Here is a 7,349-nt window from a genome sequence, read left to right as displayed (position 1 = left end):
GGTTGCCCGACGTTCATGAACGTCGGGCAACCCTGGTTCTGGAACGCGGCTCAGGCGTGGTGCAGCGCGGCGAAGTCCTCCGGCGGGAACGTGGTCGAGGTGTCCCCCAGCAGCAGCGCGCGATACGTCGTCGTCGCCGCCTCCTCGAGGTTCAGCGCCCGGCGGAACGCCATCGCCACCGAGTCGCCGAGCGCCGAACACCCGTGATGCCCCATCACGATGCAGTCGTGCTCGCGCGCCTGCTCGGCGGCGCTGTCGGCGAGCTCGTCGGAGCCGTTCGGGTAGAACGGCGTGCGGCCGATCGAGCGGACGTAGTACGCGTGATCGAGGGTGATCAGCCGGATGTCCCGACCGAGCGCGTCGAGCAGCACCGCGTGCTGCGGGTGCACGTGGACGACGGCGTGCACATCGGGGCGCACGGCGTAGCTGCGCTGGTGCAGCTTCCACTCGCTGGACGGCTTCGCCCCGGCGAGCACCTCCCCGCCGAGCGTCATGACGGCGAAGTCCTCGGGCGTCAGCCGGTCGAGCCAGGTGCCCGCGCCGGTCACGACGAAGCGCTCCTCGTCGATGCGGGCCGAGAGGTTGCCCCCGGAGGCGAGGGCGAGCCCGCGGGCGACGATGTCGGAGCCCACGCCCACGAGTTCGGCGACGAGTTCCCGGGTGCGGGCGTCGAACGCGGCGGCCGCGCTGCTCAGTGCGAGGTCGGCGTCGGTCATGCGGGGATCCTCTCGGGGGTCGGGAAGGTGCCGAGCCCGTCCTTGGGCGAGCGCAGCAGGAAGGTCAGGCCGAAGCCGACGAGGTACAGCGAGGCGATGATCCAGACGGTGCCCTGGATGCCGATGGGCGTGACCAGGCCGGCGATCACGGGGCCGACGAACTGACTGAGCCCGGCGCCGAGGTTCAGGATGGCGACGGCCGCCGCCTTGTGCTGCGGGGCGAGCAGCGGCACGATCGCGGACAGCGGCACGAACATGCCGAGCGCGAGGCCGTAGACGATCGCGATGGCGATGGTGATGCCGAAGTTCGGGCCGATCGCCGTCGGCACGTAGTAGAGCGCGAGCACGGTGACAAAGCAGCCGATGCCGCCGGCCCAGGCCACCACGTTGACGCGACCGATCCAGTCGGCGAGGTAGCCGGAGATGAGGTTCGCCGCGACGTTCGCCGCGAGCATGGTGCCCCAGATGGCCTGCCACTCGGCGAGGCCGAAGCCGACGTCGCGCACCATGTACGTCGTGAGGAAGACCACGAAGGCGTAGAACGACAGGGTGTTGATGATGCGCACGACGCCGCCGACGCCGACCTTCGGGTTCGAGGCGACGATCGTGATGCTCGAGACGACGCCCTTGACGCTGTTCGCGAGCGTGACCTTCTGCGTCACCGGGTTCCGCAGCAGGACGAGCACCATGAGCCCGCCGACGACGACGAAGGCGAGCGCCATCCAGAGGGTCGCGAGTTCGCCGATGAACGGGATGACCGCTCCGGCGAAGTAGGAGCTCAGCACGCCGAGGCCGAGCGTCGAGAAGAACCAGTACCAGCCGACGGCACGGCCCATGACCTGCTCGTCGGTGCCGATGGTGATCCACACGAGGAAGCCGTAGGCGAACATCGGGTAGCCGAGGCCGCGGATGCCGAAGGCGAGCAGCATGACGCCGTAGTTGCCGCCCATCACGCCGAACACGAGGAAGACGAGCTCGAAGACCACCCAGATCGCGAAGCCCAGCATCATCACCCGCTTCGGCCCCCAGGCCTCGGCGAGCGCGCCGCTCAGCCAGGCGGCGACCGCGACGACGATGCCATAGACGGCCCAGAGCGTCGCGACCTGCCCGGCCTCGAAGCCGAGCTCGTCGAGGTACGGCGAGAGGAAGCCGGCCTCGATGCCGTCGCCGATCATGAAGATCGTCAGGGCGACGAAGCCCCAGGCGAGCGGGCGGGCGATGCCCTGCGTGCGGAGCAGTCGGCCGAACCGGGTCTCGGTGCCGGCCGTGGGGGTGGCGGTCATGGATGGACTCCTCATTGAGTGCGCAGTCGGGCTGCGAGACTTCGGGGGATCGTGTACATTTGTTCACAAGAATGAACTTCTACTCAGTCATCATCCGGCGAAGCCGTGCCGCTGTCAAGCCCGCCCGGGACTGAGCCCGGCGCGACCGTCGCGCCGGGATCCGGCATGGGAGGATGACGGCATGCTCTTGGGTCGCGTCGCACGCATGTACTACGAGCACGGATTGACGCACCAGGAGATCGCCGACACGCTCGGCGTCTCCCGCATCCGCGTCACGCGGCTCCTCGCGGAGGCCCGCGAGACCGGCGTCGTCGAGATCATCGTGCACGTCGAGGAGTCGCTCTTCGCCGACGACGAGCGCGACCTCGCCGCCGCCTTCGGGCTGCGCCAGGTGTGGATCTCCCCCAGCGTCGCCGACGAGCAGAAGGCGGCGCGCGCCTTCGCGAGCGTGGGCGCGGAGGCGCTCGCCGCGAAGCTCGAGCCCGACGCGATCGTCGCCCTCGGCCTCTCGACGGCCGTCGCGCTCGTCGCCGAGGAGTTCCCCGAGCAGCCCCTCGCCGCGAGCTTCGTGCCGGTGGCCGGCAGCGTCAGCGGCCTCGTCAACGGCGCAAATCCGCACGAGCTCGCCCTCGCCTTCGCGCGGCGCACGAACGGCCGGGCGTTCCACCTGCCCGCGCCGCTGCTCGCCGCGTCCCCCGAGGCCGCCGCGGCCTCGCTCGCCGACCCGGGCGTGCGCGAGGTCCTCGAGCTCGCCGCCCGCGCGGACACGCTCGTCGCCGGCATCGGCGGCACGGCGCGCGGCCAGGGCCTGCTGCTCTCCTCGCTGGGCGACGCCGAGCGCGAGCGCCTGCTCGCCGACGGCGCGGTGGGCGACCTCGCCGGACGCTTCTTCGACGCGGACGGCGAGGCGGTGCACGGCGCGCTCGACGCCCGGGTCGTCGGGCTCGGGCTCGACGAGCTGCGGGCCATCCCGAACCGGCTCGGCATCGCGCGCGGCGAGACGAAGCTCGCCGCGCTGCGCACGGCGCTCTCGAGCGGACTCGTGAACCTGCTCGTCACCGACTCCGACACCGCGAGGGCGCTGCTCGCCGGCTGAGCGCCGCAGCGCCCAGCCGGCCAGCCGGCCGACCCCGCCGGCCCCGCCCGGCCCGGCAGGACCCGCCCTCAGGCGGCCCGCTCGGCGAGGGCGCGCGCGTTCGCGACGCCCGGCACCTGCTCGCCGGCGAGCCAGCTCCGCAGCGCGGCCGCCGCGATCCGGGAGTGCTCGGCGATCACGTCGTCGGAGGCTCCCGCGATGTGCGGGGTCATCGTGACGTGCTCGAAGGAGAACAGCTCGGAGTCGCGCGGCAGCGGCTCCTCGTAGAAGACGTCGAAGCCGGCCCCCGCGATGCGCCGCTCGCGCAGCACCTCCATGAGCGCGGCCTCCTCGATGATCGCGGCGCGACCGGCGTTGACGAGGAACGCGCTCGGCTTCATGAGCGCGAGCTCGCGGGCGCCGATCAGCCCCTCGGTCTCGGGCATGAGCGGCACGTGCACGGTCACGATGTCGGCGCTCGACATGACCTCGTCGAGCGGGGCGATGCGCGCCTCCTCGCCGAAGGCGTCGGCGGGCAGGAACGGGTCGTAGACGAGTACGTCCATGCCGAAGCCGCGGGCCCGCCGGACCATCCGCCGCCCCACCGCTCCCCCGCCGAGCACGCCGAGCGTGCGCCCGCCGAGGCCGATGCTGCGGAAGCGCTCGTACGGCTCGAACACGTCGTCGGCGGTCCAGTTGCCCTCGCGCAGCCAGCGCTCGGAGGCGCTCACGTGGCGCACGGTCGCCATCAGCAGCGCGAAGCTCAGGTCGGCGGTCACCTCGGCGTTGCGGCCGGGCGTGGTGATGACGGGGATGCCGCGGGCGGTGCAGGCGTCGAGATCGACGTTCACGGGCTTCGCGCGGCAGGACACGACCGCCCTGAGGGCCGGGGCGAGCTCGAGCGTCGCCTCGTCGACGACGTCGAGCTCGGCGACGATCACCTCCGCGCTGGCGAGCTGCGCCTCGAGCCCGCGCTCGGCGAGCGAGGCGCCGTCCATCGTCGCCTCGACGAGCTCGACGTCGAAGGCGTCGGCGAGCGCGGCCGCGACGCCCTCGTCGAAGGCGGCGGTCACGAGCATCTTGGGTCGGTGGGTCACGGGGCTCCTCCTCGGAGTGGATCGGTGCGTCGGTGGGTCGGTGGGTCGGGGTGGCTGCGCGCCGGGAGCGCGGCCGGCAGGGCGGCGGGATGCCTCAGCCGGCGAGCCGCGTCGAGGCGGCACGGAGTCGCCGCAGCGCGGGCCAGTGCGGGCGCATCGCGTCGCGGATGGCGAGGAAGTCGCCGTACGCCTCGGCGTAGACGGCGGAGCGCTCGGCATCCGGTGCGAACACGCTCGTCTCGGGCGCGAGGGCCGCGACGGCCGAGGCGAGATCCTCCGCGTGCCCGGAGGCGACGAGCGCGAGGCTCGCGACCCCGCGGGCGCCGACCTCGGGCGCGTCCTGCCGGACGATCTCGCGACCGGTGACGTCGGCGAGGATCGCGCAGAGCAGGTCCGACTCGGAGCCGCCGCCGCACACGAGCAGCGCGCCGGCCACCCCGAGCACGTCGAGGCTCTCGCGCAGCGAGAAGGCGATGCCCTCGTACCCGGAGCGCAGCAGCTCGGCCGGGGTGGTGGTGACGCTCATGCCGTGCCAGGAGGCGGAGGCGGCCGAGTCGAGGAAGGGGGCGCGCTCGCCGCTCGGCGAACCGTAGGGCAGGTAGAGCACCCCGCCGGAGCCGGCCGGCACGGCGGCGGCCTGCCGCTCGACCTCGGACCAGTGGTCCTCGGTGAGCCCGAGCGTGCCGCGTACCCAGTCGAGGTTCGGCGTGCCGGTCATGGGCGCCATCGACTCGAGCACCTGCGCGCCGCGCCCCGTCGAGAGCACGATGCCGGCGTCGCTGCGCACGTGCGCGCGGCTCGGCTGGTTGACCCCGACGAAGCCGGTGGTGCCGAGGATGGCGTAGCCCTGGCCGTCGCCGATGGCGCCGAGCCCGACGCCGGCGGCCGCGGTGTCGACGAGGCCGACGGCGACGGGCGTGCCCTCGGGCAGCCCGAGCTGGGCGGCCGCGGCGGCGGTCACCCGACCGGCGAGCGACTGCGGATCGCGCACCTCCGGCAGGCCCGCCAGGATGTGCTCGTGCCCGAGCGCGTCGACGAGCTCGGCGGAGTAGGCGCCGCTCGCGGTGTCGAGGTAGGTGCGGGACGCCTCGCTCGGATCGGTCGCGATCTCGCCGGTGAGCCGGTAGCGCAGCCAGTCCTTGCAGTTCAGCTGGTGGGCGAAGCGCTCGCGGGTCTCGGGCTCGGCCTCGAAGAGCTCCTCCGCGAGCAGCGGCAGCGCGCCGGCGAACAGCGGCGACCCGGTCGCGCGCTGCACGGCCGCGGCGCGGCCGTCGGCCCGCCAAGTCTCGAGCCGGTCCGTGGCGCGGCCGTCGAGCCAGAGCGCGGCGGGCCGCACCGGGCGCCCCTCGCGGTCGACGAACCAGGCGCCGTCGCCCTGCCCGGTGAGGCCGACGGCGAGGATCTCGGGGTCGTCGTCGGCGCGCACCTCCTCGAGCACCGCGGTGATCGTGGCGGCCGCGGCATCCCAGATCCGGTCCAAGTCGGCCTCCGCGCCGCCGCGGGCGTCGCGCTCGATGCGCACGCTCGATCTGGCGACGCCGGCGATGGCGCCGTCGAGCCGGAAGGCGACCGTCTTCACCGAGGTGGTGCCGGCGTCGATTCCGAGGACAATCGGGGTGCGTCTCTGCATGAGCCCATCCGAACATTAGTACGCGTAGTTGATCGATTGTTCACAGCGTACCCCGTGCGGCCCGATCGGTCCAACACGCAGGGTTGCCCGATGTTCACGAACGCCGGGCAACCCTGTGAAGTGGGGTGGGGCTCAGCCGCGCGGGGTCACCCCGCACCAGCCGGCGATGAACAGCGCGATGCTCTTCGTCACCCGGCGCAGCGAGTCGATGCTCGTGCGCTCGTCGTAGCCGTGGATCTGCTCGGTCTTCGGCCCGTACACGAGCGTCGGCAGCCCCTCGTAGAGCACGAACAGGCGCGAGTCGATGTAGCCGGGCGTCGTGAAGGAATCGAGCGGCGAGCCGAACGCGGCCTCGTGCGTCTCCCCCAGCAGCCGCTCGGCGTCCGAGCCCTCCTCGAGCACGTAGCCCTCGGCGTAGAAGCCCGTCTTCTCGGCGGTCACCGTCGCGTCGGCCGTGCCGAGCGCGGCCTCCGCGATCGCGAGCTGTTCGAGGATGCGCGCCCACGCCTCGTCGGCCGTCATCCCCGGGTACAGCGCCGCGCGCAGCTCGAACTCGCACCACGCCGGCACGCTCGAGGGCCAGTCCCCGCCGGAGATCTGCCCGATATTGAAGTTGATCGGGTGGTCGAGGTGCTCGAAGTGCGGGTGCCGGGAGCGCTCGGCGTTCCACTCGGCCTCGAGCACCCGCAGCTGCGCGACGACCGCGATCGCGGCGTCGATGGCGTTGAAGCCGCTCGTCATCTCGCGCACATGAGTCGGCGTCCCGCCGACGCGCACCTTCGCCCAGATCACCCCGACGTTCGCCCGGACCAGCATGTCCTCCTCGGGCTCGGGGATGAGCACGGCATCCGCCGTGTACCCGCGCTGGATGGCGGCGAGCGTGCCGTTGCCCGTGCTCTCCTCCTCGACGACCGATTGGAAGTGGATGCGCGCAGCCGGGTCGAAGCCCGCCGCGCGCACCGCGTCGAAGGCGAAGAGCATCGCCCCCAGGCCGGCCTTCATGTCGCCCGAGCCGCGGCCGTAGAGCCAGCCGTCTTCGATGTGCGCGTCCCAGGGGTTCCGCGCCCACTGCTCGTGCGGCCCGTCGGGCACGACGTCGACGTGGCCGTTCAGGATGAGCGAACGACCGAGCGTCTCGGCGGGCTCGTAGCTGCCGACGACGTTCGTCATGCCCTCGTACGAGATCGCGACGGCACCGGCGCCGACGTGCGTGCCGATCTCCTCGGGGTCGAGCTGCCAGCGGTCGAGCTCGAGGCCGCGCTCGGCCATCGCGCGCTCCATGAGGTCCTGGGCGCCGGCCTCCCGGCCGCGCAGGGACGGTTCGCGGATCAGCTCCTGGGTGAAGGCGAGCTGCCGGTCGAAGGCCGCGTCGACGGCGTCGAGGATGGCCCGGCGGGCCGTCTCGTCGAGAGCGGCCGCGCCGGCGTCGGCGAGGGTCGAGCTGGTGGGGTCTGCACTGGGCATGGTGGTGGGTCCTTCGTGTGGTCGCGGCCGGCCGGCCGCAGGAGCGGGTGCGTGGGGATCGGGGTCTGGCCCGGCCCGGAGCCG

Annotated in this window: 6 protein-coding genes; 1 reads left to right on the top strand and 5 read right to left on the bottom strand. The window is 72.9% G+C overall.

Going from position 1 to position 7,349, the window contains the following annotated elements; all coding sequences use genetic code 11:
• Positions 1-50: 50 nt before the first annotated feature.
• Positions 51-716 carry a class II aldolase/adducin family protein gene (locus tag IEY71_RS13055; RefSeq protein WP_189085746.1) on the bottom strand — a complete coding sequence of 222 codons (666 nt, stop codon included), beginning with the start codon at positions 714-716 and terminating at the stop codon, positions 51-53.
• Positions 713-1,999, bottom strand: coding sequence for an MFS transporter (locus IEY71_RS13050; RefSeq protein WP_189085745.1), 1,287 nt, complete (start codon positions 1,997-1,999; stop codon positions 713-715). The genes IEY71_RS13055 and IEY71_RS13050 overlap by 4 nt, the downstream gene beginning before the upstream one ends.
• Positions 2,000-2,180: 181 nt before the next feature.
• On the opposite strand from IEY71_RS13050, the gene IEY71_RS13045 reads away from it, so the two are divergent.
• Positions 2,181-3,095, top strand: coding sequence for a sugar-binding transcriptional regulator (locus IEY71_RS13045; RefSeq protein ID WP_189085982.1), 915 nt, complete (start codon positions 2,181-2,183; stop codon positions 3,093-3,095).
• A gap of 68 nt (positions 3,096-3,163) precedes the next feature.
• Here IEY71_RS13045 and IEY71_RS13040 read toward each other — a convergent pair whose 3' ends face one another.
• From IEY71_RS13040 to IEY71_RS13030, 3 genes are all read right to left on the bottom strand, one after another.
• Positions 3,164-4,171, bottom strand: a complete 1,008-nt coding sequence (locus IEY71_RS13040) for an NAD(P)-dependent oxidoreductase (protein WP_189085744.1) — start codon at positions 4,169-4,171, stop codon at positions 3,164-3,166.
• 94 nt (positions 4,172-4,265) lie between these two features.
• Complete coding sequence (locus IEY71_RS13035; RefSeq protein ID WP_189085743.1) at positions 4,266-5,801, bottom strand: FGGY family carbohydrate kinase; 1,536 nt, start codon at positions 5,799-5,801, stop codon at positions 4,266-4,268.
• Between the two features lie 132 nt (positions 5,802-5,933).
• Positions 5,934-7,265: an ArgE/DapE family deacylase gene (locus IEY71_RS13030; RefSeq protein WP_189085742.1), complete on the bottom strand. Its 1,332-nt coding sequence runs from the start codon at positions 7,263-7,265 to the stop codon at positions 5,934-5,936.
• Between the last annotated feature and the right edge of the window lie 84 nt (positions 7,266-7,349).

This window comes from Agromyces mediolanus, assembly GCF_014648575.1.
Classification (GTDB): domain Bacteria; phylum Actinomycetota; class Actinomycetes; order Actinomycetales; family Microbacteriaceae; genus Agromyces; species Agromyces mediolanus.
This window is presented reverse-complemented; position numbering and strand designations above follow the sequence as displayed.